30 protein-coding genes are annotated in these 25,019 nt (G+C 52.0%); 3 read left to right on the top strand and 27 right to left on the bottom strand.

Translation table 11 applies throughout. The features are described 5' to 3' along the window. Nucleotides 1–43: 43 nt before the first annotated feature. From BN4275_RS08210 to BN4275_RS17280, 24 genes are all read right to left on the bottom strand, one after another. Nucleotides 44–346 (bottom strand): BMC domain-containing protein, encoded by a 303-nt coding sequence (locus BN4275_RS08210; protein WP_066456587.1) that lies wholly within the window; start codon nucleotides 344–346, stop codon nucleotides 44–46. Between the two features lie 23 nt (nucleotides 347–369). Further along, nucleotides 370–1,005, bottom strand: a complete 636-nt coding sequence (locus BN4275_RS08205; RefSeq protein ID WP_066456585.1) for a YitT family protein — start codon at nucleotides 1,003–1,005, stop codon at nucleotides 370–372. A 24-nt stretch (nucleotides 1,006–1,029) separates the two neighbouring features. Next, nucleotides 1,030–1,569 (bottom strand): BMC domain-containing protein, encoded by a 540-nt coding sequence (locus BN4275_RS08200; protein WP_066456582.1) that lies wholly within the window; start codon nucleotides 1,567–1,569, stop codon nucleotides 1,030–1,032. Nucleotides 1,570–1,573: 4 nt separating this feature from the next. Beyond that, nucleotides 1,574–2,926 (bottom strand): 4Fe-4S dicluster domain-containing protein, encoded by a 1,353-nt coding sequence (locus tag BN4275_RS08195; RefSeq protein WP_066456580.1) that lies wholly within the window; start codon nucleotides 2,924–2,926, stop codon nucleotides 1,574–1,576. After that, on the bottom strand, nucleotides 2,917–3,219 hold the full coding sequence (locus BN4275_RS08190) for a EutN/CcmL family microcompartment protein (protein ID WP_066460295.1): 303 nt from the start codon (nucleotides 3,217–3,219) through the stop codon (nucleotides 2,917–2,919). Before BN4275_RS08190 ends, BN4275_RS08195 begins: the two co-directional genes overlap by 10 nt. A gap of 22 nt (nucleotides 3,220–3,241) precedes the next feature. Further along, nucleotides 3,242–3,958, bottom strand: a complete 717-nt coding sequence (locus tag BN4275_RS08185; protein ID WP_066456578.1) for a hypothetical protein — start codon at nucleotides 3,956–3,958, stop codon at nucleotides 3,242–3,244. Nucleotides 3,959–4,034: 76 nt separating this feature from the next. Further along, nucleotides 4,035–4,661 (bottom strand): phosphate propanoyltransferase, encoded by a 627-nt coding sequence (gene pduL / locus BN4275_RS08180; RefSeq protein WP_066456573.1) that lies wholly within the window; start codon nucleotides 4,659–4,661, stop codon nucleotides 4,035–4,037. Next, nucleotides 4,648–5,418: a cobalamin adenosyltransferase family protein gene (locus BN4275_RS08175; RefSeq protein WP_242863708.1), complete on the bottom strand. Its 771-nt coding sequence runs from the start codon at nucleotides 5,416–5,418 to the stop codon at nucleotides 4,648–4,650. The genes pduL and BN4275_RS08175 overlap by 14 nt, the downstream gene beginning before the upstream one ends. Before the next feature lie 146 nt (nucleotides 5,419–5,564). Continuing rightward, complete coding sequence (locus BN4275_RS08170; RefSeq protein ID WP_066456565.1) at nucleotides 5,565–5,849, bottom strand: BMC domain-containing protein; 285 nt, start codon at nucleotides 5,847–5,849, stop codon at nucleotides 5,565–5,567. Between the two features lie 21 nt (nucleotides 5,850–5,870). Beyond that, nucleotides 5,871–7,349: an acetaldehyde dehydrogenase (acetylating) gene (locus BN4275_RS08165; protein ID WP_066456555.1), complete on the bottom strand. Its 1,479-nt coding sequence runs from the start codon at nucleotides 7,347–7,349 to the stop codon at nucleotides 5,871–5,873. 5 nt (nucleotides 7,350–7,354) lie between these two features. Next, entirely contained in the window at nucleotides 7,355–7,846 is a 492-nt protein-coding gene (locus tag BN4275_RS17820; protein WP_278276522.1) for a BMC domain-containing protein, read from the bottom strand. A 38-nt stretch (nucleotides 7,847–7,884) separates the two neighbouring features. After that, the gene (gene eutL / locus BN4275_RS08155; protein WP_066456546.1) at nucleotides 7,885–8,538 is read right to left on the bottom strand and encodes an ethanolamine utilization microcompartment protein EutL; all 654 of its coding nucleotides are present in this window, start codon (nucleotides 8,536–8,538) and stop codon (nucleotides 7,885–7,887) included. A 25-nt stretch (nucleotides 8,539–8,563) separates the two neighbouring features. Next, nucleotides 8,564–9,994, bottom strand: a complete 1,431-nt coding sequence (eutA, locus tag BN4275_RS08150) for an ethanolamine ammonia-lyase reactivating factor EutA (protein WP_066456545.1) — start codon at nucleotides 9,992–9,994, stop codon at nucleotides 8,564–8,566. Nucleotides 9,995–10,011: 17 nt separating this feature from the next. Next, on the bottom strand, nucleotides 10,012–10,449 hold the full coding sequence (locus tag BN4275_RS08145; protein ID WP_066456543.1) for a EutP/PduV family microcompartment system protein: 438 nt from the start codon (nucleotides 10,447–10,449) through the stop codon (nucleotides 10,012–10,014). 4 nt (nucleotides 10,450–10,453) lie between these two features. Then, nucleotides 10,454–10,801 (bottom strand): BMC domain-containing protein, encoded by a 348-nt coding sequence (locus BN4275_RS08140; protein WP_066456534.1) that lies wholly within the window; start codon nucleotides 10,799–10,801, stop codon nucleotides 10,454–10,456. 28 nt (nucleotides 10,802–10,829) lie between these two features. Further along, nucleotides 10,830–11,744 carry an ethanolamine ammonia-lyase subunit EutC gene (eutC, locus tag BN4275_RS08135; protein ID WP_066456528.1) on the bottom strand — a complete coding sequence of 305 codons (915 nt, stop codon included), beginning with the start codon at nucleotides 11,742–11,744 and terminating at the stop codon, nucleotides 10,830–10,832. A gap of 13 nt (nucleotides 11,745–11,757) precedes the next feature. Then, nucleotides 11,758–13,125, bottom strand: a complete 1,368-nt coding sequence (gene eutB / locus BN4275_RS08130; RefSeq protein WP_066460293.1) for an ethanolamine ammonia-lyase subunit EutB — start codon at nucleotides 13,123–13,125, stop codon at nucleotides 11,758–11,760. Between the two features lie 159 nt (nucleotides 13,126–13,284). Next, nucleotides 13,285–14,454, bottom strand: coding sequence for an iron-containing alcohol dehydrogenase (locus tag BN4275_RS08125; RefSeq protein WP_066456527.1), 1,170 nt, complete (start codon nucleotides 14,452–14,454; stop codon nucleotides 13,285–13,287). Nucleotides 14,455–14,494: 40 nt separating this feature from the next. Further along, nucleotides 14,495–15,382 carry a 4-hydroxy-tetrahydrodipicolinate synthase gene (gene dapA, locus BN4275_RS08120; protein WP_066456526.1) on the bottom strand — a complete coding sequence of 296 codons (888 nt, stop codon included), beginning with the start codon at nucleotides 15,380–15,382 and terminating at the stop codon, nucleotides 14,495–14,497. A 28-nt stretch (nucleotides 15,383–15,410) separates the two neighbouring features. Further along, nucleotides 15,411–15,836, bottom strand: coding sequence for an aconitase X swivel domain-containing protein (locus tag BN4275_RS08115; RefSeq protein ID WP_066456524.1), 426 nt, complete (start codon nucleotides 15,834–15,836; stop codon nucleotides 15,411–15,413). Further along, entirely contained in the window at nucleotides 15,824–17,092 is a 1,269-nt protein-coding gene (locus tag BN4275_RS08110) for an aconitase X (protein ID WP_066456521.1), read from the bottom strand. The genes BN4275_RS08115 and BN4275_RS08110 overlap by 13 nt, the downstream gene beginning before the upstream one ends. Before the next feature lie 102 nt (nucleotides 17,093–17,194). Next, the gene (locus tag BN4275_RS08105; protein ID WP_242863706.1) at nucleotides 17,195–18,724 is read right to left on the bottom strand and encodes a BCCT family transporter; all 1,530 of its coding nucleotides are present in this window, start codon (nucleotides 18,722–18,724) and stop codon (nucleotides 17,195–17,197) included. Between the two features lie 11 nt (nucleotides 18,725–18,735). Continuing rightward, nucleotides 18,736–19,755, bottom strand: coding sequence for a proline racemase family protein (locus BN4275_RS08100; RefSeq protein WP_066456517.1), 1,020 nt, complete (start codon nucleotides 19,753–19,755; stop codon nucleotides 18,736–18,738). Nucleotides 19,756–19,841: 86 nt separating this feature from the next. Then, the gene (locus BN4275_RS17280; protein WP_154018851.1) at nucleotides 19,842–20,000 is read right to left on the bottom strand and encodes a hypothetical protein; all 159 of its coding nucleotides are present in this window, start codon (nucleotides 19,998–20,000) and stop codon (nucleotides 19,842–19,844) included. Nucleotides 20,001–20,302: 302 nt separating this feature from the next. On the opposite strand from BN4275_RS17280, the gene BN4275_RS08095 reads away from it, so the two are divergent. After that, entirely contained in the window at nucleotides 20,303–21,025 is a 723-nt protein-coding gene (locus tag BN4275_RS08095) for a GntR family transcriptional regulator (RefSeq protein ID WP_066456515.1), read from the top strand. 324 nt (nucleotides 21,026–21,349) lie between these two features. Here the strand turns inward: BN4275_RS08095 and tnpA are convergent, their stop codons facing one another. Together tnpA and BN4275_RS08085 are read right to left on the bottom strand one after the other, a co-directional pair. Further along, the gene (gene tnpA, locus BN4275_RS08090) at nucleotides 21,350–21,811 is read right to left on the bottom strand and encodes an IS200/IS605 family transposase (RefSeq protein ID WP_066456513.1); all 462 of its coding nucleotides are present in this window, start codon (nucleotides 21,809–21,811) and stop codon (nucleotides 21,350–21,352) included. 164 nt (nucleotides 21,812–21,975) lie between these two features. Then, nucleotides 21,976–22,569, bottom strand: coding sequence for an SOS response-associated peptidase (locus BN4275_RS08085; RefSeq protein WP_066456511.1), 594 nt, complete (start codon nucleotides 22,567–22,569; stop codon nucleotides 21,976–21,978). A gap of 92 nt (nucleotides 22,570–22,661) precedes the next feature. Between BN4275_RS08085 and dinB the strand changes: the two genes are divergently transcribed. Both dinB and BN4275_RS08075 read left to right on the top strand, forming a co-directional pair. Continuing rightward, a complete protein-coding gene (gene dinB, locus BN4275_RS08080; RefSeq protein WP_066456509.1) occupies nucleotides 22,662–23,912 on the top strand; it encodes a DNA polymerase IV in 1,251 nt (416 codons plus the stop codon). 44 nt (nucleotides 23,913–23,956) lie between these two features. Continuing rightward, nucleotides 23,957–24,193, top strand: coding sequence for a hypothetical protein (locus tag BN4275_RS08075; RefSeq protein WP_079988164.1), 237 nt, complete (start codon nucleotides 23,957–23,959; stop codon nucleotides 24,191–24,193). A 106-nt stretch (nucleotides 24,194–24,299) separates the two neighbouring features. On the opposite strand, the gene BN4275_RS08070 is transcribed toward BN4275_RS08075, so the two are convergent. Next, on the bottom strand, nucleotides 24,300–24,812 hold the full coding sequence (locus tag BN4275_RS08070; protein ID WP_066456508.1) for a GNAT family N-acetyltransferase: 513 nt from the start codon (nucleotides 24,810–24,812) through the stop codon (nucleotides 24,300–24,302). Nucleotides 24,813–25,019: the final 207 nt, after the last annotated feature.

Below are 25,019 nucleotides of genomic sequence, written 5' to 3'. Positions count from 1 at the left end.
TTCAGGTCGATCAAGAGCGTTATTTTCTCTATGATATCTCTCATCAGATTGTCGCCGTCGCTGCCTTCACCGCTTCCATGGCAGCATGAACGGCTTCGGTATCTCCTAAAATTGCCAGACAGGTAATATGCTGCGGGCAATTTCCATTTACTTCTCCCGCTGTGACTCCGGCTGCCTTCTCTGCTACGTCGCTGGCAACCAATACTTCCAAAACCGATCCCTGGCAAAGTCCGACCGCTTCTACCATACGACCGCCCAATTCTGCCTTAATACCTGCATCTGCAGTTTTTCTTTTCAGCATACTGATTGTTGCTGGCGACGGCCTTTGTATTAGGGCATACTTCATTTCTATTCTCCCGCCTTATAAATTTACCAGCGCGTTGAAAAACATTTTCGAAACCCATATATAACAGCATCGACGGTTTTACACAATACCACTTCAAAAAGAATGGAATATATAAAACCAACCATATCCCGCATCACAATTGTCCCTGCTGCAATAATCACGCCATCCATCATAATCAGCAGATTCCCAAGTTTCATTTTGGGAAACCGCAGTAGTAGCAGTCTCCCTAAGATCGTAGTCCCTCCCGTGGTTGCTCCGGCATAGAACATCATCCCGCAGCCTACCCCCATCATCAAAGCCCCCATTATAGTCGGAAGCAGCGAACCACCGGCAGAGCTATATGAAAGGATTGGAACCCACCAATCGATCAGCGCGGACGTTCCTAGGATGGCGACGACTGTATAGGCCAGCATCTTCTTCCCAATCACCAACGTTCCTATAACTATGGTCGGAATGCTGAGGATGAGATTCACCAGACCTGTCGGCCAATCGAATAATGTGTTGCAAACAACAGCAATCCCCATCAAGTTGCCTGGGATGATAGACGCCTGATCGATCACAGCCATTGACAAAGCGTATAGCGAACAGCCGACCAGAATCATCAAAGCTTCTTCTCGATACTTCGCCCAAGAAGCATGCTTTTCTTTTTTAATCATCATTTCTCAAAACGCTCCCACATATCACTAGAGCAGTTGCGTCAAAAGCGCAGAATCCGGACGGGGAATCACACAAGTATCCACCAACAATTCCGTCTCTGCCGCCGCAGCTTCTACCGCCGCGTTTACCGCGGACACATCGCCGCACAGCGTCACAAAGCCCTTACCGCCCACCGCATAGCCGACGCGGACTTCAATCAGTGTGATCTCCGCCGCTTTGACGGCAATATCCGCCGCCTGGATTGCCGAGGCAAGGGAATAGAACTCAATGACGCCCACCGCCCCCCGCGGATCCACATCCACTGCTCCATGTACCGCAGTCAGAACCTGTTCGTGTACATTGGGAATCAAGAGGCTGTCCACCAGATACCCGCCGCTGATCTCTTTGCCGATCTCCATTGCGGCGGACACCTCTGAAGTCTCACCGCCGACCAATACGATATATTTTCCGGGACAAACGGTGGTGGACCGAAGAAGTTCCACGCGAGCGGCCTTTATCATAAAATCACAGGCTTCGATCCCTCTGGCAATGCTGTTTGTCTCGATCATTCCAATTGCTTTTCCCATATGCTCACTCCTCCCTGCCCCGGATCAAGGCCCCATTTTCATTGATTTCATGGATCACGCCAGAAATGCTGCAATGGATATTGGCTGAGGGCCCGCCATCCGTCGCCATCGCCAGCAGTTCACCCTTTGTCACCACGTCTCCCCGCTGTTTTACAGGCACCGCGGATTTTCCGATATGCTGCAAAAAGGGGATGTACACACTCTGTGGAGCGATAGCACGGCATTCTGGGTTTATATGAAGGTCATATTTTGACAGCCCCAGTCTGGCAACCAGACGGTTTGTGGGAATCCGTCTGGAGTCTTTTTCCGTCTTTGCTGCCGGAGCACTGCCGCGTTCCGGCCTTAGCTGTTTTTCCCGGAGCTGTTGCTTCAGATAGGCGTTTACCTGTCTCGGAGAAAGACCCATGGGGCAGGAAAACATTTCACAGGCACCGCAGGACGAACAGTTCACTGCTTCTCCAAAGGCCTTCAAATAGGCCTCGTCCGTTTCCATCAGGCCTTCCTTCGCAAAATTCCGCATCAGGAAATGTGGACGGATTCGATGTCCCAGCAGATTGCGGGGGCATAGGTCCGTACAGGCACGGCACTGCATACAGGTGCTTTTCGCCCTTGTTCGGATTCGTTCGATAGGCAGGTCGGCTTTTTTCATCAGTTCATGATCCGCCGGCAGCACGATGATATTGCCGGTGGTCTTGGTCACCACCGCTTTTTCGACGGTCTCTTCAGATCGCAGCGCTTTACCCATCATCGGGCCGCCTAAAATGACGCTATACGATGAAACAGACGGTTTGGCTGCCTGGATACACTCCAGCACTGACGTACCGACAGGGACATGCAATATAACTGGTTTTTCCACCGCGCCCACGACTGAGAGATATTTGTCCGTGACCGGCTGCCCCTTCAATGCATGAAAAATGCTCATGATCGTTCCTACGTTATCGACCACGGCCCCGACCTGCAGCGGCAGCCCTCCCTCCGGGACAACGCGTTTGGTGACTTCCTCCACCAGAACGAATTCATCACCCGCAGGAAAATAGGGCCGCATACTGTGGAGACGCACAGCCGATTGCCGGTTGTTGATCGCGTTTTGCAGCGCGGAAATCTCCTCTTTGTATTTCTCTTTCAGTGCGATAACCACATGACTGGCTCCCAGCGCTTTTCCCACCGTTTCAGCCGTTTCGACGATCTCATGCGGATATGTACGGCAGAGGAATTTATCCGTCTCGATCAACGGCTCACATTCCGCCGCGTTGACGATAAACCACTCTGCGCAGGCGGCCAGCTTGATATGTGTGGGAAACCCAGCCCCGCCCGCGCCAACAACGCCCGCCGCTTTGGTCTGCTCTATCAAATCCATCTCTTTGTCACCTGCTCCTGCTTGTCACTGACTTCCATATCGTCCACAATGGCAACGACCGTGGCGTCCACCGGTACGCTCATGTCTGCGGCCGCGCTCCGGGCGGAGCTGCCGCCAACCCAAAGCACCGTTTCCCCCACACCCGCTCCGATTGTATCCGCCGCCACAAAGGGCTCCTGCTGCTTTTCCTGCCGCCGGATATCCACCGGTTCCAAGATCAGCAGCTTATAGCCTGTCAGTTTATCATCTTTCCTGGTGGCCCAAATACTTCCGATCACTCTTGCGATTTTCACAGTGCTCAACCCTTTCGCGGACTCATTGCCTGTATACCAGCTCCATACCGTGTTTATACGCGTACTCTTTTGCCAGATCTGTAACGATCGTGTTCCGGCCGATGACGATTTGGATCTGCCCGTGCTGCTCCGCCTCTTTGATCCTGCATTCTGTCAGCAACCGTTTCCTTTTATTTTTACCGGTTCTGTCCCCGGAAGGATCCGCAGGTTGTCCCTCTTCCTTCTTCCCATCTGCATTCAGACAAGCAAGGACTTCTTCCTCTGGGAGAAAACGGACTCCACACGCTTCCAAAAAGCTTCGTTTCTCCTCAAGCATCGCCCGGTATCGCTTGGCCGATGCCGATGCGCAGGAAGAAAACTCCGCATATTCCAACGGTACAAATATCGGAATCCCCTGCAGCAACCCGCTTACCAATATCTCCGTATAGGCGTCGCTTGCCACTCCCGCGGCGATTTTCAGCAAGTCCAGTTCTGTCAGGTGAAGCGCCACGATCGCTTTCGTATCCGCGTCGGGCAGTTTTTCAAAGCCGCTTTGCATACAAACGATCCGGGAACCCCACATGGCCCCTTTAGTCCTACAGCAAGCGCCGCAAGCCCCACAGCCCTTCCGATTTGCCACCAAAACCTGTTTTTCCGTCCGATGGCCGCACTCTGCCGGCGGTGCCTGTTCCACAAATTCGCAGTCCATCCGCTCTTTCACCCGGGCTGCGATCTCTTCCACCAGTTGCTGCATATCCATGACTGTCTTCCTCCATCAACCGCCGTTCGGCGCAAACGCGGCGGCAAACGCCTTTTCCCCCGAACCGGGATCAAATCTATAGAAGTATCGTTCCAATAGCCGTCCCGGAAATGTCGGCTGCATTGGCTTCGTCAGAGTCAATGTGCATCCGGTTTGCGAACTGCCCGCTGACGCGAATGATCACATCCTGAAACACCAGCGGCCGGCCGGAGTTTACTTTTACCTGAACGTGAGCCTTGTCTTTGAGCTGCAGGGCTTTTGCGGTTTCCGGCGTCAAATGGATATGGTTATGGGCAATGATTGCGCCCTGATCTATCCGTACAGTGCCGCGGGGGCCAACCAATTCAATACTGCCGGAACCCTGCACGTCACCGGACTCCCGAACGGGAGCGTCCACGCCCAACGCCAGGCAGTCGCCCTTGGACAATTCCACCTGTGTGTGGGGACGGACAGGACCTAAAACCGCAACGTTCTCTTTTTTTGACTTTTTTCCTGCCAAGGTGATCCGCTCTTCCGCCAGATACTGCCCCGGTTGGGAAAGGGGGCGTTTTTCCGTCAGTTTTGCTCCCTTTCCAAATAGGGTTTCCAAATCTTCCTGGCTCAGGTGCACATGCCTCGCAGAAACCTCGATCTGCACAATGCCATGCTTGGGAAGCTCCTCAATCACCAGATCGGCGATCCGCTTGATATCATTTTCCGTCATTGTAATCTCCCGCCAAATACTTGCACATCATGATGTGCACTGCGCTGGAAAGCCGGTTCAAGGCCTCCAAAATGTCTGTGTGTTCATATGTCCTGCCGGTCCAGAAGGCCTTTGTGCCTACCGTCTCCGCCTGACGCACCTTTGTTCGGATCAGATTCAACCGCGCATACGCTTCGCCCATGGAATAATCTGGCAGCAGCATCTGCTTGATGCGATAATACTTCTGTGGGTGATGGGAATGTTCGCGCAAGCCGTCGGCGTCCAAGCCAAGCAGCGTATAAGACGTCATCGGCTCTTCCATCACCTCGCACCGAACGATCTGCCGCACAACGTTCAAAAGCTCATCCAGGTCTTTCACCAGCGTCTTCGGATGATCCTTGCAGACCACCGTCTGCGCCAGGATAATCTCCGCCTGCAGATTGTCGATCCACCCCCGGAAGGCAATCCTGGGATGGGACTTTTCCACCAGATAATTGTCATGGAGCTGCGTCATATGCTCCGGTTTCTTCTCATAGGCGGCGCCCGTGCGGTAATCGATGTAACGCTGCGCGCTGCGCGCCGATGGGGTATCTGCCTTTTCCGGAAGCTTCAATTCTTTTGACTTCCGCTCAACCGTAAAAGCTGCTTCAGCTACGGTAATTTTCCTTTGCTGCAAGTATTCCCGCGCGGCCGGAGAAAGTATTTTTCCTTTTTCAACGCAATAGGTCTTGGGTTGTTCATGGCGCAGCTCTTCCCGGAGGAGCGCTTCTGTGATCACTTTCAAGGTTTACACGCCCTTAGCTTCGAATTGCGGCCCGACGCCGCATATGCTTCATTTTGCACTCTTCGAAAAAGCGTACCGGGCTGGCCGCTCGGTACGCTTTCCGCTCAAGCGATCAAACCGTCGCTACTGTTCCATTCAAATTATTCCTTGACCTGGGGCAGGATGCTTTCCACTTCACTGTGGGGCCTGGGGATCACGTGGACGGAAACCAACTCGCCAACGCGCTCGGCAGCGGCCGAGCCGGCGTCCACCGCGGCCTTGACAGCGCCCACATCACCGCGCACCATTACGGTCACCAGACCGCCTCCCACGTGCTCCTTGCCAATCAGCGTGACGTTTGCCGCCTTGACCATTGCATCGGCGGCCTCGATAGAACCGACCAGCCCCTTTGTTTCGATCATTCCCAGTGCCTGCATGTTTGCCATAATCATATTCCTCCTGATATATTATTTATTGGTATGTTTCAGCTGTTCAATGACTTTTATCACAATCTCCTCCAGCTGCTGCTGGCTGATGTTGCTTCCTTGAGATATCTGCGGCGGTTCACTTACGCCGCCCCGCAGATCACTGAGCTCTTTCAATCCATAGGCCACCCGGCGGATGTTGATGAGATTCAAGGGCCCCACATTATCGGAAGTGGCGCTTCCCCCCACAGATCCGCAGCCAAGGGTCAGCGCGGGCTGCAGGCCCGTGGTGGCGCCGACGCCGCCCAGTGCGCCGGGCGTGTTTACCAGAAGGCGGGAAACTGGCTTTTTCAATGCAAATTCCCGAATGATACCGTCGTCCTGTGTATGGATCGTCATGGTATGCCCCGCGCCCTCATTGTGGAGGATCTCCATACAGAGCTCACAGGCGCTTTCCCACCCGTCCGTTACATAGAATGCCAGAATCGGGCAGAGCTTTTCTCTGGAGTATGGATTATCCTTTCCCACCGTCGACTGGGGGGAAATCAGAACCCTTGTCCCGGCCGGAATCTGGACGCCCGCCATCTCGGCAATGGCCTGCGCGGACTTGCCCACAACTTTTGGGTTCATGGTCCCGTTGGCCCGCATAATGAATCGGCCAACCTTTTTACTCTCCTCCGGCGAGAGGAAGTAACCTCCCTGCCTCTTCGCTTCATCAATGACCTGATCCTGGATGCACGCTTCCGTCACAATGCTCTGTTCAGAAGCGCAAATTGTGCCGTTGTCAAACGTCTTACTGTCAAAGATCCGGCGGACTGCCAGCGGGATATCCGCAGACTTTTCAATGTAGGCGGGTCCGTTTCCCGGCCCCACCCCCAACGCAGGGTTGCCAGAACTGTAGGCCGCGCGAACCATAGCCTCACCGCCGGTGGCCAGGATCATGCCAATATCACGGTGCTTGAGCAGCGCGGCCGTACCATCCATCGTCGGCAGTGTTATACACTGTACGATGCCATCCGGAGCTCCGGCCCCCCTTGCCGCCTCTGCCACAACCTTATACGTTTCGGCAATGCAGTTCTTCGCATTTGGATGAGGGCTGATGATAATGGCATTGCCGGACTTCAAGCAAATCAGGCTTTTATACATTACCGTGGAAGTCGGATTCGTGGAGGGGATCAAGGCTGCCACGACACCCATGGGCACCCCCACTTCCATGATCCCCTTTTCCTTGTCATCCCGCAGGATTCCGACGGTCTTCATGTCCTTGATGCTCTCATAAGTCATGGCGCTGCCTAATTGGTTTTTCAGCACCTTGTCCTGCCAGATGCCAAAACCCGTCTCCTCCACGGCCATCTTGGCCAGACGTTCCGACTGTGCCGCGCAGGCCTTTGCCACCGCGCAAGCGACGGCATCCACCCGTTCCTGATCATATGCGGCATATTCTGCCTGTGCAGCCTTCGCTTTCGCCACCATGTCACGGACTTCCTGAACGGACAGCAAGTCCTTATCATATATTTTCATTGAAATCACCCCTTCATGAGCTGTTCGATCAATTCACTCTTTTTTCCATCCCGGATTCGCCTTCCCGTCATGCCTGCGTTTTTTTGCTTTCGGGCCAGTTTTCTCAGTTCGACAACCTTCAGGCTCTCCAGATAAGCCCTATCCCATCTGCGGGCGGTTTCATCCTGGGGCCGAGCCGGTCCCTTCACTGGTTTCGGCGGCTGGGCAGCCACACCTATGGCAGTTTTTTCTTCCGGAGACCCGGCACCTGCCGTCACCACCGGCTTCAGGACCTCGGCGGGCCGGGCGATCACATGGGAAGATACCAGGCAATGGAATGGCGCGATGGCGGTTTCGGCGGCTTCCACAGCCGCCTTTGCCGCTGCCACATCACCGGACACGATAATTGTCACCAGACCGCCTCCAGTTTTCTGCTTGACCGCAAAAGAAACCTGCGCGCTTTTCAGCATCGCATCCGCCGCCACGATACCCGCCAGCAGCCCAACTGTCTCAATCATGCCCAACGCCTGCATACCGTCCCGTCCTTTCGCATCTTTTAAATCTCCCTGGGCGCTTCGGCAACCGCCTCAACCGCGCTCGCAAACGCCTCGCACGCAGCCTTGCAGGCGGACTGGCTTCCCGTCAGCAGCGCGCCGCCAAAGTTGGTCTCAGTCGGGGGCTCATACAATACGCACAGCCTGACATCCGCCGCTTTCAAAGCGGCGTCCACGCCAAACATCGCTTCCAGCGGCGGCGCGATCAGATAGGCCAGCGAATCGCCTTCGGGGATATCCGCCAGCTTGGAAAGGTATTTTCCGGTTCTGGAGATACAGTGCGCCAGATAGATAATACTGTCCTCGTCGTTGGCGGAAATGAAGTGCACATCATTCTCAATCGCATCGATACAGCTTTTCAATCCGCTCCGCACCGTCTCCGGATCCGGCCCTGCCAAAATACCCAAAATTTCACCCGCCAGTTCGGTATTGGCATTATCGGCGCCGCCATAAAAGCTCTTTGCAAACGCCACTTCCGACGGCACCCGTTTTGTCGCCTCATCCAACGCCACATACGTCACATCATCACATGTAGTCGTCAAAAGCGCCGCGGAATGGAACTCCGGGGAAACGCCCAGCGCTTTGGCCATGGAAGGCTCCAGATTCGCGATCATTCTGGTTGCCAGAATAGTCGTTTTGATGACGTCCCCTTTCAACCGCTCCACCTCTCTTTGCCAAGGCTCAGGAATTCATGATCAGCGTTTTAATGATCACTGGAATCACTCTGCCGTTTGCCACTGGAACACCAATGTCGATATAATCGCCGCTCTTTGCCGCGATACTGTCCAGACAGATGATTTCCTTTTCGTTCCCAAGCCGGTATCGCAATGCATTTCCAAGGACTTTTCCAATATCTTGTTCTAATATGACGATCAACGGAAACTCGCTCTCCAACACCGCTTTTCCGCCCGCGCAGATACTCTCCGCCAGTTTTTGTATCTCCCGGAAAGAGGTCCAGCCATTCCCAGACAGTGCCAGAGCCAGTTGTTCCGGCTTCCCCTCCGCAAAATACATGGGGATCTGCCGCTGCAGTGACTCTATTACCCCTTCCGCTGTGGTTTCATTTTCGATTTCCACCCGTACAATGGGGATGTTTTTTATAGGAAACCGGGCTATATTATAAGAGATCGTGCTCCCGCTTACCTCGGTTGTATGGTTTCCCGCACCGATCACCGTCGCCCGGATCGTTTCTTTTGCTCGGAAAGTCCGGATGTTCCGGAAAGCCGGATGCATGGCGACAGCCCTTCCCAGCAAGATACCGATGTCGTTGAACCGAAACACATCTTCTGTCCCCGGCTCATAGACAAAATCCGCTACCCCGCCGCTGAAAGTGACGGCTTGCACTTCTGGCTCAGTCCCCAACGGTTTCCCTTTATTTGTATAATACTGTTGATGATCCGGCTCCATCCGCTTCAAATGCAGCGCCTGGGCCAACTGGTCCGCCATGAGCCCGCAAATCTTTTCCAGCGTCCCAATGTCCGCGCGATCGCCGGTTTTGACAGATATCCCATGCTCGTCCGCCAAAGCCGCAATTTTTTGATAGATGTATGTAATTTTGCCATCCTGCAGCTTGATAAGCCGTCCCCCGATATCCAGGCAGGAAACACCCGCAAGGGTTCCTTTATGAAAAAGCGCGATATTGGTGGTTCCTCCGCCGATGTCCAGATTGGCTACTGTACACCGCTCCTTGGCAGAGAGTGTGTCCGTCCCGGCGCCGCGGGCCGAAAGAACGGATTCCAGATCCGGTCCCGCCGTTGCCACCACAAACTCTCCGGCCATAGCGCTCAGCGCTTCCAGCATGGCGGAGGCATTTTTCTTCCGGGCCGTTTCGCCGGTGATGATCACCGCTCCCGTTTGGATGTCCTCCGGCCGCTTGCCGGCATGTTGGTATTCTGTGCGCACGATTTCAGAAACCCGTTTCGCGTCGATCTCCGTTTCGGAGCGCAGAGGGGTCGTATAGATGCTGCTTCGATAGGTAATTTCTTTATCAACAATTGTAATTTTCGGGACGGAATATCCACTGGTTAAATTTTCCATGACCAGCCTGCTGAAAATCAGCTGCGTAGTGGAGGTCCCGATGTCGATTCCGACACTTTCAATGATTTCCTGCATATGCTGCCTGCCTTATGTTATTCATCGTATCCCAAGTACGCCTTCAAGGGTTCAAACCCTTCCCCGCAGTAACTGCTGGTTACGAATATTTTTGAGACGCCTGCCATGCGCAGATAGCTTTCCGCCTGTACAATGGACGCGGTATCCGCCAGATCCGTCTTAGTGATGATCCCGATCACCGGCAGAGCAAACATACTGCTGAACGATGGTGGAAACATCGTCCCCTTTTCCGCTGCGTCCTGAACCAGGCCAATCACATCCGCCTGGGTGGACGTTACGGAAAGCGCTCCCCGGAAATGTCTTTGTTCCAAGTATTCGCCAGGCGTATCAATCATTCTCTTATCTACAATCTGGATCGTCTGCGTCTTGTGGTAACGTATGGCCTCATGGTTTAGAAATTGACACAGGGTAGTTTTTCCAGAGAAGGTGCGCCCAATCAGCATCAATCGTTTCATAAGCTTAAGTCTTTGTAATGCTTGTCGGCGTAAATCCCATCTTTGCGCACAGGATGTCCATGATGCCCTCCGCGGCCGAATGGATCGCGGCCACATCGCCAGTGATCACTAGGGACCCGTTGAACCGGTCAACAAATCCCACCTGCACCTCCGCGGACTTGGCAGCTACGTCTGCGGCAATGATCGCGCCTTCGCTGGGTGTGATGGTGAAAATCCCCAGAGCCCCCTTGCCGTCCACCAGCCCCATCTTCTGATACAGGCTCTCGTCCGGATTTGCGATGATGTGCGCCAGCGTGATCTGTTTGCCAGGGACAAATTCCTGGATAATCCGTTCTTTTCCTTTCAGTTCCATGGCTATGCTCCTTTTTGCGGAAATACGGTCAGATGACTAGATCCAGCCCGGAAACCTTCTCTTTCAGCATGCGCAGGCACAGCTCCGCAATATACGCCCCTGCTTCCGGAGCATTGGTGCCTGCCTTATGAATGTTGGACAGAACGGTTCTTCCAGCTTCCGGCATACCTACATAGCCGCCGTAAGTCATATATGCGCTCATCGAACCCCTTGTCGCCAGTCCCGGCCTTTCGCCCACCAATATGACCGTCACTTTTGCCCCCAGCAGTTCCGTGATGGGATCCATGGCCGGGACTCTGCCGTACTTCACAAAAAACGGGGTGCCCACGGTTATATTCTGATGCGCCAAGCCCTGCATGATGGCGGGCAGAATATCCTCCGCATTGTCTGCGATGGCTGTAGAAGACAGACCGTCCGCCAATATGATCTGCACATCAGGATTGGGGGTGCAATTTTTCTTTATGCGTTCCAGTGTCTCTTGGGAGAACATCCGTCCCTTGTCCGGGCGGGTCAAATAATCATCCTTATTCTCACAGAGCGTCTTTACCTGCAGCAGTCCCATCCGATCCAGCAGAGCCTGCGGAACATCCTGGAACACCGCGTCCATGGCAGCCGCATGGTCCGCCCGGAAGCGCAAATAGCTTTCCGTCCGGTACCGGGGGCCCGCCCGCCAGATACCGATGCGGCCGGCGGACTTCTCCCGCAGCTCCTGAAACTGTTCCGGATGCGCAGGATCTGGAACGGAGATCACCTTTCGAAAATCAACAGCCGAAAGATCTGCAACCTCTTCGTCACAGATCACGCAGGCTGGATTCATTTCTTCCGCTGCTCTGGGCGATGCAGTCTGCGGCTTCTGGATCTTTGTGATTTCTTCCGCACCACCATCCGTCACCACTTCCCGGATCGTATCCAGGATCAATTCGCGCAATGTTTTCTCGTTCAAAACGCCACCCCTTTCAATCCAGGAAAATGGAGGCGTCGCCTGCGCGCGGCAGCAGCCTGCCCTTTTCGTCGACGATCCCATATTTCATAAGCCACTTATGGAATTCCGGGGCCGGAAGCCTTCCGGTCATCTCCCGCAGTGTGGCATTGTCATGATAGCTGGTGTCCTGATAGGAGAGCATAATGTCATCCGCTCCGGAAATACCAATATAATAATTGGCACCCGCCAGATTCAGCAGCATTGTGGCAATTTCCTGGTCGTCCTGCGTGATGGATGTGTGGTTCGTATAGCAGGGTGCCACCCCCATGGGCAAGCCCATCAGCTTGCCCATGAAGTGATCCTCCAGGCTGGCGCGGATCATTTCCTTGCCGTCAAACAGCGTTTCCGGACCGATAAAGCCTGACACATTATTCACCATAAAGGGGCGGAAATACCGTCCGAATCCATATGTACGGGCTTCCAGCGTCATCTCGTCGACGCCGCAGTCCGCGCCGATAGACGCCTCGGAGCCCTGTCCCGTCTCAAAATACAACTGGTTGGGACCGCTGCTGACCGCGAATTCCCTCGCCAGTTCCCTGGCCTCCTCACACAGCGCCTTATCCACGCCAAAAGCCTGATTGCCCTCTTCGGTACCCGCGATAGACTGGAACACCATCGACAGAGGCACCCCCTTCCGCAGCGCCTCCATCTGCGTACGCATATGGGAGAGCACTACCAATTGGGTGGGAACCTCCTTTTTGCATAGGAAATCATATACAGCCTCCGCAATACGGCGGGTGCTTTCCACATTGTTTTCCACCGGATTGATTCCGATGCAGGCGTCGCCGCTGCCGTAGGACAACCCCTCCAGCATCTGGATCAGGACTTCCTGCGGATCGTCCGTTGGGCTGTTCGGCTGGTTGCGGAAAGTCAAAACCCCGGGCTGGCCAATGGCGGTGTTGCATCTCGTCACATGATGGATCTTTGCCGCTCCATAGACCAGATCCATCGTGGACATCAGCTTTGCAACGCCCGCTGCCACCTCTCCGGTAAAAGCGCGGGAGCTGCGTACCAAGTCGTCGCAGGTTGTCTTATGATCCAGGACCCATTCCCGCAGCTGTCCGATGGTCATATTCTTTTTCGCCTCATAGGCGCTGCGGTTCAGCCCGTCTATATTGACGCGGGTCACCTCGTCTTTTTCATAGGGGACTGTGGGGTTCTCCGTGAGATCCTGCACAGTCATCTCCGACAGCACGATTTTAGCCGCAACGCGTTCCGACATGGTCTCTGCCGCGATTTTTTGATAGCGGTCGCAGGACTTGGGCTCGTTCGCCTTTGCCAGAACGTCTTTGATATCTTTAAACTGATAGGTTTTCCCATTCAGTGTTGTTTTCAGTTTCATCTTTTTGCTGTCCTTTCCCATGAAATCATTGCTGTTTTGTTTTCACGGAAATTTTATCTTTTGTATTCCACAGGTGGGGGTTATCGAATCAAACACCTGTAAAGGCCCCCGCCGGCTGCCGCCTTGCCGCGGCAGCCGTTAGGGATACGCCTGATTCCATTAACGATAGGACTCCTCCAGCATATCCATAAAGTCCTGCTTGGTAAGCTGGTACCGATCCAACGCGATACCTACCTGATCCACCGTCATGTCGACGATCTTCTGGAAATCCTCTTTCTTTACGCCATACTCCGACATTTTCATAGATCGAGCGCCAGTCTCGTCCAGCAGGCGGATCAACGCCTTCACATAAGCATAACCGGGGTTGGCAGGATCGCGGGTTTCACCCATCAGCTCGCCCAACTCGTCAAACTCATCCGGCAGCAGGGAACAAACCCTCTTATAGTAAGCTTCGGCCACCACGATCAGGGTCGCGCCGTGGGGGAACCCTGGATAATAACCTCCCAGGGTCTGGGCTAAGATATGATGGGAGGTCACGCTGTCCAGCGCCATGCTGTAGCCGCCCAGGATGTCGGCCGCATAGGCCAGGTTGGTACGGGCTTGCGCATCGGTCGGATCGTTGACCACCTTGGTCAGGTTTTCAGCCACCACCTTCACCCCGTCGGCGGAATACAGATCCAGCAGGCGGTTGCGGTGGCCATTGGTCACATAGCATTCCGCATTGTGGAAAAGCGCGTCGAAGCCCTGCATGATAGTCAGGGACCGAGGGAGCGTCATCATCAGTTCCGGATCGATAATCGAGATGGTGGGGAAAATGGCCTCCGAAGTGAAGTCAAGCTTCTCACGGGTCTCGTCATGGGTGATCACACAATACTGGTCAGTTTCCGTCCCGGTACCGCAAGTCGTGGAAATCGTAACGATGGGCAGCGCTTTTTGCAGTTCCCTGCGTCCGCCGGTTCCGGTATAGCCATAATCCCACAGGTCGCCATCATTTACCATCATCGCCGCTGCCGCTTTAGCCACATCGATGCTGGCGCCGCCGCCAAGACCCAACATGAAGTCGCAGCCATTCTCCCGAGCGACCGCCACGGCAGCCTCCACGACAGACTTGGGGGGATTGACGCAGACCCTGTCAAACAAAACATACTCCGTGCCGTTTTCCCGGAGCAGCGATTCCACCCTCTGTTGGACGCCCAGCTGGGCCATCAGGCCATCTTCTGTCACGCAGATCAAGGCTTTCTTTCCGGGCAGCTCCATAGAAGCAAGCTCCTTCAGACGGCCATATCCGAACACGATTCGCGTGGGTAGGTAAGAATCAATTGTAAACATCGTCGTTTATCCTTTCCATTCAGGTTGTTGTAACTTTGAATCACAGCATGCCGAGTTTTTCCATCTCAACCTTCAGTTCCTCCTCCAGTTCGTTGGAAGCCGGCAGCAAAGGCAGTCTGGGCGCTCCGCATGGAATCCCCAGGATATTAAATGCCGCCTTGATCGGAGCAGGTACAGGTTCTCTCTCCATCAGCGTATACAGGGCACGCATTTTGTCATTCACTTCCATTGCGGTCTTGATATCATTTTCCTGAACCGCATTATAAATCGCCATCATCTGCTCAGGACATAGGCCATGGATAATGCCAACAGTGCCGGCCGCGCCGGTTACCATCGTACCGATCGCAAGATGCTCATAGCCGTTGACAATGCCGAACTCTTTACCCGCCATTGCCCCAATCAGCTTACTTGTGTGGTCAAGCGTGTCAGAATCCTTAATCCCAGCCACATGGGGAATCTCCGCCAGCTTCTGGATGAACTCCACAGACAGCTTTACCGTCGTCACCTCGGGATAGTTATAGAGCAGCAAACCCATATCGCCCTTTATCACATCACTGATGGCCTTGTAGTAGCGATAGATCCCTTCCTCCGTCGTGGTCAGATAGTAGGGCGTAACAACCAGCGCGAAATCAATGCCGATGGATTCCGCATATTTGACCATTTCAAGAGTCTCCTCCTGATTATGCCCGGCGCAGCTGGCCATGGTATTACAGCGTCCGCCAACAATATCCACCACCATCTTCATGGCCGTCTTTCTTTCTTCAGTCGTCAGGGCAGAATACTCTCCTGTGCTGCCACAAACAAGAATACCCTGCATACCTGCGGCAATGATCCGTTCGCAGATTTTTTCAAAAGATTCCCGGATGATGCTCCCATCTGCCGCAAAGGGGGTCGGAATCGCAGCATACATTCCACTGAACTTTTTCATATGGTTCTCTCCTTAATTATAATCCGTCTTATTGATAGACAATCAATTCTTCCTTATCTGCAAAGATTTCAATTTCTTTTGCTCTTTCCAGTTTCTTGAAATTTTCCTCGCTGAGATTGATGACTGGAAGAATCTGATTGTAAAAATGTTTACAAATCAGAGGACCTGTTAAAATAACAGGATCGGTATACACATTGATAATGGCCGCTGGAGCCGTCCCGATGCGCAGCATTTCCATCAGCACCAGCCCCGCGCCGCTACTGCCTCTTCCAAAGGGAAAGGCAAACGCTTTGCCCGCGATGTTCTGCTGATAGTTGGCGTGGCGATAATCCGCGATCTCACCGGTCTGTATGTTGACACCACCCACAAAACTAAAGGAATCGTTGGAGTGTACCAGTGAAATCCTCTTAGAAGCAGCAATTACGTTTTTGCATTTTAAGGTTATCTGTCCCATGCTGCACCTCCCCGGACAACCTTTCCCTGGACCGCGGTCTCTACGCAATCCTGCAGGTTGCCAAATACCGGATGAATCCCTACTTTGTTAAAGCAATAAGTGCCAAACTTACCTGAGTTGGTCATGATAGATCTTGTTCCCCATCTCTTTGTGGGATACTCCATCAGGCAGCCATCGACAAAAACCTGTACGCCCAGCCGCTGAATACGCGCCAGTAAACCACTTGATTCCACATTTGCGTAATTGGCACGGCTGGTAAAAATCCACATTGCAGTATCGGGATGGATGCGTCTGCCAGCCAGTTTGTCTTCCAAGTCTTGGAACTCTGCGCAGGAAAAATGAGGACAACCCAAAGATACCAGATCGATCGTCCCCGTCTCGTCATAGTTGCATAATTGAGATTCCGCCTCTTTCAGCTCCTTCAGGCCGATGATGACAACCTCTTTCGGTTCTTTTCCACCAAAAGCCATTTCCAAAGTCTGCGCTTCAGGAGTAATCCCAATCAGATGGAACAATGCAATTCCTCCGGAAGAAGCCACCGTCGCACTGAATTGTTTTAAATTATCCATCGTCAGATTCCGCTTGGGCATCCCCTGAAGCGCCCAGACACGGTTCCCGACGATTTTACCGTATGCATAAGCCACATAGTTGAACATACTGGGGTCATCAAACATCTCTTCTTTGATGTCGTCCCCCAGAATGACTAGTCCCTGTGCATATCGGTTTTCCGTTTTATGTAATCCAAAATTGGGCGCGCGGCCAGCTATACCACACAGCAACTCCAACGGCCCTGCATAGCGGTTTGTGCGGGCGCCAACGATCGAATTCATAAAGCTGATCACATTCGACTCCGCAAACGCCACCTGCGAACCAAAGACAGGAGAAAATCCCGTCTGGTAAGGCGCACAAGTCCAGGATGGTACTGCCCCCATTTTCAGGTGAGAAGCTTCAATGCGGCGGGTAGCTGCCATCCAACTTGCCTCATGCTTTTGAATGTCCCATCTCTCCATGTCCAATGCACAGGCGTTGGTGGAAGTCGGTACTGCAAATTTGGCACCCATGGCAGCAAGATATTCCGCAAAAGCGACCTGCGCTTCCCCGAAATAGACCGTGCTGTCATCATGGCATGCAGTAATCTCGACAAAGTCATCCGCGCCATAATATTCACCCAGATCATAAAGGACACGCATTGCCATCTGGACTGCTTCGCCGTGGTCGCCGTTTAAAAGTTCTTTCTCATAATCAGTCAGTTTCACTGAACAAATTCCTTTCGATTACAAGTTTAATGGATTTTATCGGGATCCCACCGGGCATATAATTTTTATGCCCGGTGGGATCCCCATTTCTGCAGCGCTGTTTTATACCTGATCCAATTGTGCCAGCGTATTTTTTTCCGCCTTGAAGGATTTGATCAGAGAGGCGATCAGCGCCCAGGCGGCAATGGTGATGGGAATCGCAATGATCAAGCTCAGCTGGCGGCAGACCTGAACGCCACCGATTGGCCAAAAGATAATCGCAATCACGGCAATCATGATACCCCAGTATAATTTGACCCAGACCTTGGGTTCACTGTCTGTACCACGGCTGCAGTATACGCTGGCAATGAACGTGGAGGAGTCTGCTGTGGTAATAAAGAAAGTGACAATCAGCACAATGGTTACAATCGACATGATGCTACCGCCAGGCATATAATCCAGCAGAAGGAACAGAGCCATCTGCGCACTCTTCAGAATGCTGGGAGACAGTTCAATGCCGCCGAACAGTTCCAGATAAATGGCGTTGCCGCCGAGTGCGACGAACCACAGATATGAAACCAATCCGGGGATAATCAGAACGCCCCAGACAACTTCACGGATCGTTCTGCCTCTGGAAACCTTAGCAACGAAAGCTCCGACAAAGCAGGTCCAGGCCAGGAACCATGCAACATACATCACAGGATATTCGCCAACCAGATCGTAGCCTGCATTGGCTTCAATCAGGCCAAAAGCGTCCAGATTGAAGGACATAGGAATGAACTCAAAGATATGCTCGCCCAGAGACTGCATGAAGAACTCCATCAGCCAGGCGGTGGGACCGACAAGCAGCAGGTAGAACATCAGTATGGTTGCCAGCACCACATTGGCATTGCTTAGGAACTTAATGCCTTTGTCTACGCCGGAAATCGCGGAGCAGAGGTACATCGCGCAAATCACTGCAATGGTGACATTGATCACCATGTTCGTTGCAGGTAAACCGAAGTTCATCTCAAAGCCTGCGCTCAGCTGCTGCGCACAGATCGACAGTGCCGCCGCAATACCGAAAACTGTGGATATGATGGCAGCGGAATCAACGACCTGGCCCAAGCGGCCTTCCACGCGCTTTCTGCCAATTAGAGGTTCCAGCATATAGCTCAACAGGGCGGGTCGGCCTTTTCTGAAATTGAAATATGCAAGCCCCAAACCGAACAGGCAATAACAGGACCACATGGACATACCGTTGTTAAAAAATGTCTGCTTCATGCCTTCCAATGCACCCAGAGCGGTTAATCCCTCGGTGGAGGGAGGATTCGCCCACATGGTAACCGGTTCGGAAACGCCATAGAAAATCAGCCCGACGCCCATTGCTGCGCTGAACATCATGGCCAGCCAGGAGACCGTACCGTATTTGGGCTTTTCATCATCCTTGCCCAGACGGATCTTGCCCCATTTGCTAAAACACAGGAACAGGCAAAATCCGAACATCAGCAACATCGTCAGCATATAAACCCAGCTGATATTAGCCATCGCATAATTCAGCATGACACTCAGCGCCGTCCCAGCGCTCTCAGTGAACCCGGCAATCCATATTACGAAAATCAGAACAACAATACTGCTGATCCCAAATACGAATTTATCAATGCCATCAAACATCTTTTTCACAATTACACCCCCACAAACCCTTCTCTATATTTGTCGTTCTTCGTGACAACCAGTTTTCCGAAACCAATGATCTCGGTATTCATGCTGCTGACACGGGGTAACACTGCATCGTAATCGCCCACCTTTGTGGTACCATAAAGAACGCCTTCAAACGTTTTTACTGTGGGATTGATGTTGTTATCGTGCAGGAAAGGCTCGTTGAGACCAAGCCTGCCTCTTGCGTACATTCTGGCCATCTTGGTGCATGTTCCGGTGCCGCAGGGAGAATCATCCAGTTTGCACGCAGAATAAACACACTGCCCGATAAAGTGCCCGCCTTCCTCCTTAGGCTCCTGGCACCACATCAGCTGATCCAGATAGTTAATGGCAGGATTCTCAGGATGCTGAACTTTGATCGTCCGATTGATCTCTGCAATAATTTTCATTGCAAGAGAGCCAAGAATCTCACGACTTTCTGGTTTAATCTCGATATTCAGCGGTTCTACATCCACCAGGGCGAAGAAGTTGCCGCCAAAGCCGATATCCAGTGTCACTTCTCCAACACCCTCAACCGGCACTTTTACATCTTTGGCATATAAGAAAGACGGTACGTTTTCAAGGGTTACCTTCTTTACCTCGGCGTTCTCAACAGTTGCATAGGTCTTGATGAGACCGGCAGGGGTATCAAATACGATTGAAGTCACAGGTTCCACAACAGGGACCATCCCCAACTGAACGACGGCATTGGTCACAGCCAGAGAGCCGGCGCCGCACATGGGTTGATAGGTCAGATCATCCATGTAGAAAACGCCGAAATCCGCCTCCTTGTGCACAGGCTCGGTCAGAACTGCTCCCACCATTGCACGCTTGCCGCCAGGTTCACCCATGATACGCTTGCGCATCCAATCGTAATGGTCAGCCATGTACTGCATTTTTTCAGCCATGGTTTCACCATACAAAGTTGGGATACCCGAAGTAATGATACGGAAAGGCGCAGATTCCAGATGGGTATCTACATAGTCAAAGGCGTTGATGATATTCAAGACATACTCCTCCTCTTTTCCTTTACCCTGTTGTTCAGAGTTCGATTTCTGATTGACACATACTTCATACAAAGCAGGATGATCAGTCAACTCGCGGAAGTTTCATTTTCAGCCTTGCGCAATATCTGATCGTCCCAAATAACCGCACTCTGGGTCCTGCTTTGGATGACGGCATCAACTACTTCTTTCTTTTTATATAAAATAATTCCTTTTGAAGCAAGAGGAATAATGACTACATTTCTCATCCGTTTTACCACATTTAAACAAAGATTCCTTGATAAGCAAACCAATATTAGAAATGGTCCCTTTTTATAAGGTACAAATTCGACTCGTCATTTTCTACAAATTTTCTTTAAAATTTTGACGAAACGCGAAAAGGTATCCTATTCCAGCAACCTTCTGCGCTTAAACAGCCTGTTTAAAACTTGACTTTCATCATCATTTCTTTTATGCTTTTCTTATCTAAGTTCACTCACCTCGAACCGAAACTATTGTATTTTTTAACGATACTGAGTTGGCAATCATTACAATAGGAAGGACGATTTACATGAAGTATGAGCAGTTGGAAGCCGAATTGATCTCTTTGATTAATTCTGGCGCCGAAACCGCCCAGGATGGACGGTTCATCACTGAACGGGAAATCTCCGAACGCTACAATATCAGCCGTAACACCGTTCGAAGGGCCATTGACGATCTCTGTAAGCAGGGCTATCTCCTGCGACTTCATGGTAAGGGTACTTATGTAAAGGGAACGTGGCGAACACACCCCATTTACTCCGTCACCCGCTGTGACCGAAATTACAGTGCAATGGGGTTTTCTTCCTCACGTTCCGTTTTACATCAAGAAAAAATCGTCGCTTCTAAGCCGATTGCTTCCCGCTTAAAAATCGATGAAGGAGATCCGGTCCTGTTTTTAAAAATGCTGTATCGGGGGAATCGAACGGTTTTTAACGTAACCAGTTCTTATATCCCCATCGCTCGTTTTCCTGGCATTGAGTTTATGGACTTTTCTGCCCTTTCTTTAGCGGATCTGATGCAGTCCAAATATGGTGCATATCGCAAAAAAACAGAAAACACAGTTGATGCCGTGTTGCCCTCTGTTGAAACAGCAGCATTGTTGGATATCTCGTCCGATACTCCAGTTATTCTATTTGAATCTGTTACTTCTGGTACCGTCAACAATACTGATTGCCCATTTGAATACTTCAAATGCTACTATCGCACCGATATCATGCGTTTTCATTTTACTCAGGAACATGACATTTATTAAAGTGAGCGCACTGTTCAGCGAATCTCCAACTATAGAATTCAGCAACAAAAATAGGGAATATTCAAGAAGTAACGTTCAAGTGTTCCCTACTTTTACTGAATTGCGAAAACAACAATATCTAGAAACGCATTCATCCGGATTCAATTTGTAGCCTCGAAGCTCAATAAGCGGCACATTCGACACATGTCATTTATTTCCCGTCACTGCTTAGCGGTAATAAATATCCCTCGGCATAGCCGGGGGTATTTCACATGCAGGCAAAGCCCTCAATTCCTCGCTTACACGTCAAACGCGTAATACGGTCTGCCAGCTGCGCAGAGATTGTTACTTGCCGTCCGTAAACGGGCCAACTTCACTCATCGTTAACTGCTCACCCAGCTGATCTTCTTTTAACTGGTTTTTGATATATTCCGCTATTCGGCTTGTGTTTTTCCCTGCCGTGTCTACATAGTATCCCTGACACCAAAATTCCCGACTTCTATACTTGTACTTCAACTCGCCGAATTGCTCATACAGCATTGTGCTGCTTTTCCCTTTGAGGTATCCCATGAAACTTGAAATTGCTATCTTGGGCGGTATTTCTAAAAGCATATGCACATGATCCGGGCATACTTCCGCTTCTATTATTTTTACCCCTTTCCATTCGCAGAGCTGCCTGAGTATTTTGCCTACGGCTGCACGTTTTTCTTCGTAAAATTCTTTCCTCCGATATTTGGGCGCAAATACTATGTGATATTTGCAATTCCACCTTGTATGCGATAAACTATTGATGTCGTTCAGTCCCATCTGAATGTCCTCCCTTTGTTATTTTTGGTGCAGTTGGCGACCGCACTTTTATTATAACAAAGGGCGTTTTTTTGCTTCCATTATCGGCAGTAGCCTTTTGGGGAACCACTGGCCTAGCCAGTGGTTTTACATGACAAAAGAGAGACTGCGTTTGCAGCCTCTCTTTACCAGAGCGTTGTCTGCGCCGAAACAGCCTCCCGCGCGAGCATGGGCGGCACTGTGTGCAGGATTTCCTCCGCGACCCTCCTGTTGCACAGCCATTCGTTAATTTCGCTCTTTGGGAGCACCACCGGCATCCGTGAATGGACGTCGGCAATCGATTCGTTTGCCTCCGTCGTGATGATGCAGAAGCGGCGCTCCCCGGCAAACTCGTTCCAGATGCCCGCCATGTAGAGCGCGTCCTCGCCCGGAAGCCTGAACAGGTACTTTTGCTTGGACAGCTTTTGCCATTCATAAAAACCGCTGGAGGGGATCACGCAGCGCCGCTCGTCCAGGCTCTTGCGGAACATCGGGCGCTCACCCGCCGTCTCCGCCCGGGCGTTGATAATCGTCCGGGCGCCGCTTTTGAAGCCGGGAAAACCCCAACCAAGCAAATCCGGCGAAGTCTGTTCCTGTTCCCAGAACAACACCGGGGCAGTGTTGGTGGGGAAAATCTCCCCGACATGCCACTCCGCCTGAGCGTTCTTAGCCTCGATCTGCCGCACGATCTCCTGCAGTTCGGCGCTCTCCTCCGCCGTAAAATTGTATCGCCCACACATGGGACATTCCCCCTCTCCAGCAATAGTATACCACATTTCCTGCCAACCATTACTTGTGGATTTGGACCGCGCCGCGGCGGTAAAATAGAGGTATGAAACCCTCTAATAGAACCATTCTGCACGTCGACTGCGATGCCTTTTACGCCTCGGTCGAGTGCCTGTTAAATCCAACCCTGCGCGGAAAACCCGTGGCTGTCATTGGCGACCCGGAACTGCGGCACGGCATCGTGTTAGCAAAATCCCAGGAGGCCAAACGCTTTGGCGTCCAGACCGGCGACGCGCTGTGGCAGGCGCGGCAGAAATGCAAAGACATCACCTTTGTGCCGGCGCAGTTCGATCAATATCTGAAATTTTCCCATAGGACCAAAGAGATCTTTGCGGATTATTCCGACCGCTGCGAGAGCTTTGGCTTGGATGAAAGCTGGATCGACCTCACTGGCTGTACCAGTCTGTTCGGAGACGGGCCGAAGGTGGCCAATGAAATCCGCGGCCGGGTGAAGGAGGAGCTGGGGATTACCGCCTCGGTGGGCGTAAGTTTCAACAAGGTCTTTGCCAAGCTGGGCAGCGACATGAACAAGCCGGACGGCACTACAATTATCCCCTATGACAGCTTTCGGGAGAAGGTTTGGCCGCTGCCGGTGAAGGATCTACTGTATGTGGGCCGCGCCACCACCCGCAAACTGCAATCCTACGGCATCCGAACCATCGGCGACCTTGCCAGGACACAAATCGAATTTTTGGAACGGCGGTTCGGCAAGGTGGGCCGGATGCTTTGGATGTTTGCCAACGGCCTGGACACCTCGCCGGTCAGCAACATCGGCGCGAAGTCGCTCATCAAGTCGGTGGGCAACTCCACCACCGTCCCCCGCGACCTGGTGACCAGCGAGGATATCCGCATCACTTTGTATGCCCTTTGCGAGAGCGTTGCCCAGCGCCTGCGGGAACATGGGTTCCGCTGCCGGACGGTGGTTATCACCATCCGGGACAACGAGCTTTTCTCCTATGAGCGGCAGATGAAGCTGGAACGTCCGAGCTGCACTGCCAGAGAGATTTTTGACGCGGCTTATGCGCTCTGCCAGAAGCACCACGCAGACGGCAAACCAGTGCGCAGCCTAGGGGTGCGGGCGTCAACCCTTTTGCTGATCGATTCAGTGCAGCTCTCCCTTTATCCTGACGTGGCGAAAGCCCAGGCGCGGGAGCGGCTGGAGGAGGCCATCGACGGCCTGCGGGGACGGTTCGGGCACTTCTGTGTCCAGTGGGGCATCATGCTCACCGATCCGCAACTCTCGGCGCTCAATCCGGTGGAGGATCACATCATCCATCCAATAGGCTTTCTGACTTAGAAAACGCCTCCCTGCGCATACTAACCGCACAGGGAGGTGTTTTTTTGGCAAGGAAGGTTTATGTGGAGGTCACCTCCCACTTTGATTTAGAGGGCAACATCTCGCCGCTCTCGATCATTTGGGAAGATGGATGGGTTTTTAAGATTGACCGGGTGCTCGAAACCCGTCGTGCGGCCAGCACGAAAGCCGGCGGGATCGGGATGCGTTACCGTTGCCGAATCTTGGGAAAAGAGACCTATCTGTTTTATGAAGGCCCTCGATGGTTTGTGGAAGGGAAATAAACAATAGGAGAATCCTACACAGCCATTGTTCCCTCACAACCTCCAAAGGATTTCAAACTTCATCACTATACCGTACTTACATCAGCCTGACAAACGGATTTTTGTATTAATCAATTCCAAATTCTTTCGCATATTTGACAGTCCCATGAATGCGTGGTCCATCTTCTTTTAATCTGCAAGCCATAAAATTTTCACTTGGTACGTTGAAAGGCGGTTTTATGCCAAACTCATCTGCCGGCAAATATCCTGTTTTGGGATAATATTTTTCACTTCCCAATACAATCGAATATCCATATCCCAATTCATGCGCTATTCTATGTCCTTCCCTTATCAAAGCTGTTCCTATTCCTTTTCTTTGATACTCAGGCAAAACAGCCAACGGAGCCAATGCCAATTCAACACGATTCCCAATCTCAACTTTAGTGAACATAATGTATCCCACAATTTTTCCGTTTATTTCGGCAACTAAAGATAGCTCGGGAACATAACCATCGCCTTTTCTCAATGCTTTTACTAAATTATGCTCATTGCCATCGCTGTGTTCAGCATCAGCAAATGCAGACTTTACTACCGAATATATAATTTCGATATCTTTCTCTTCCTCGCTTCTTATCACCATACAAAACACCTCATTTTTAAAGTCATTACCATAGCCACGCCCCAAATCGAGGACAGTTTTCCCTTTAAGCGAAGTAAAATGGGTTTTAGTTGGTGCAATTCTCCGGCGGCGTTCAGACCACCCTGCTGCGGGACATTTTTGCGTATTCTGCGAAAAATCGTACATTATCATATTCGTTATTCACGGCCAACTCTCCTTTTGCTCCAA

It is taken from the genome of Anaerotruncus rubiinfantis, from assembly GCF_900078395.1.
In the GTDB taxonomy this organism is placed as follows: Bacteria; Bacillota; Clostridia; order Oscillospirales; family Ruminococcaceae; genus Anaerotruncus; species Anaerotruncus rubiinfantis.
Note: the sequence above shows the minus strand (reverse complement) of the source record. Positions and strands in the feature narration are given on the sequence as shown.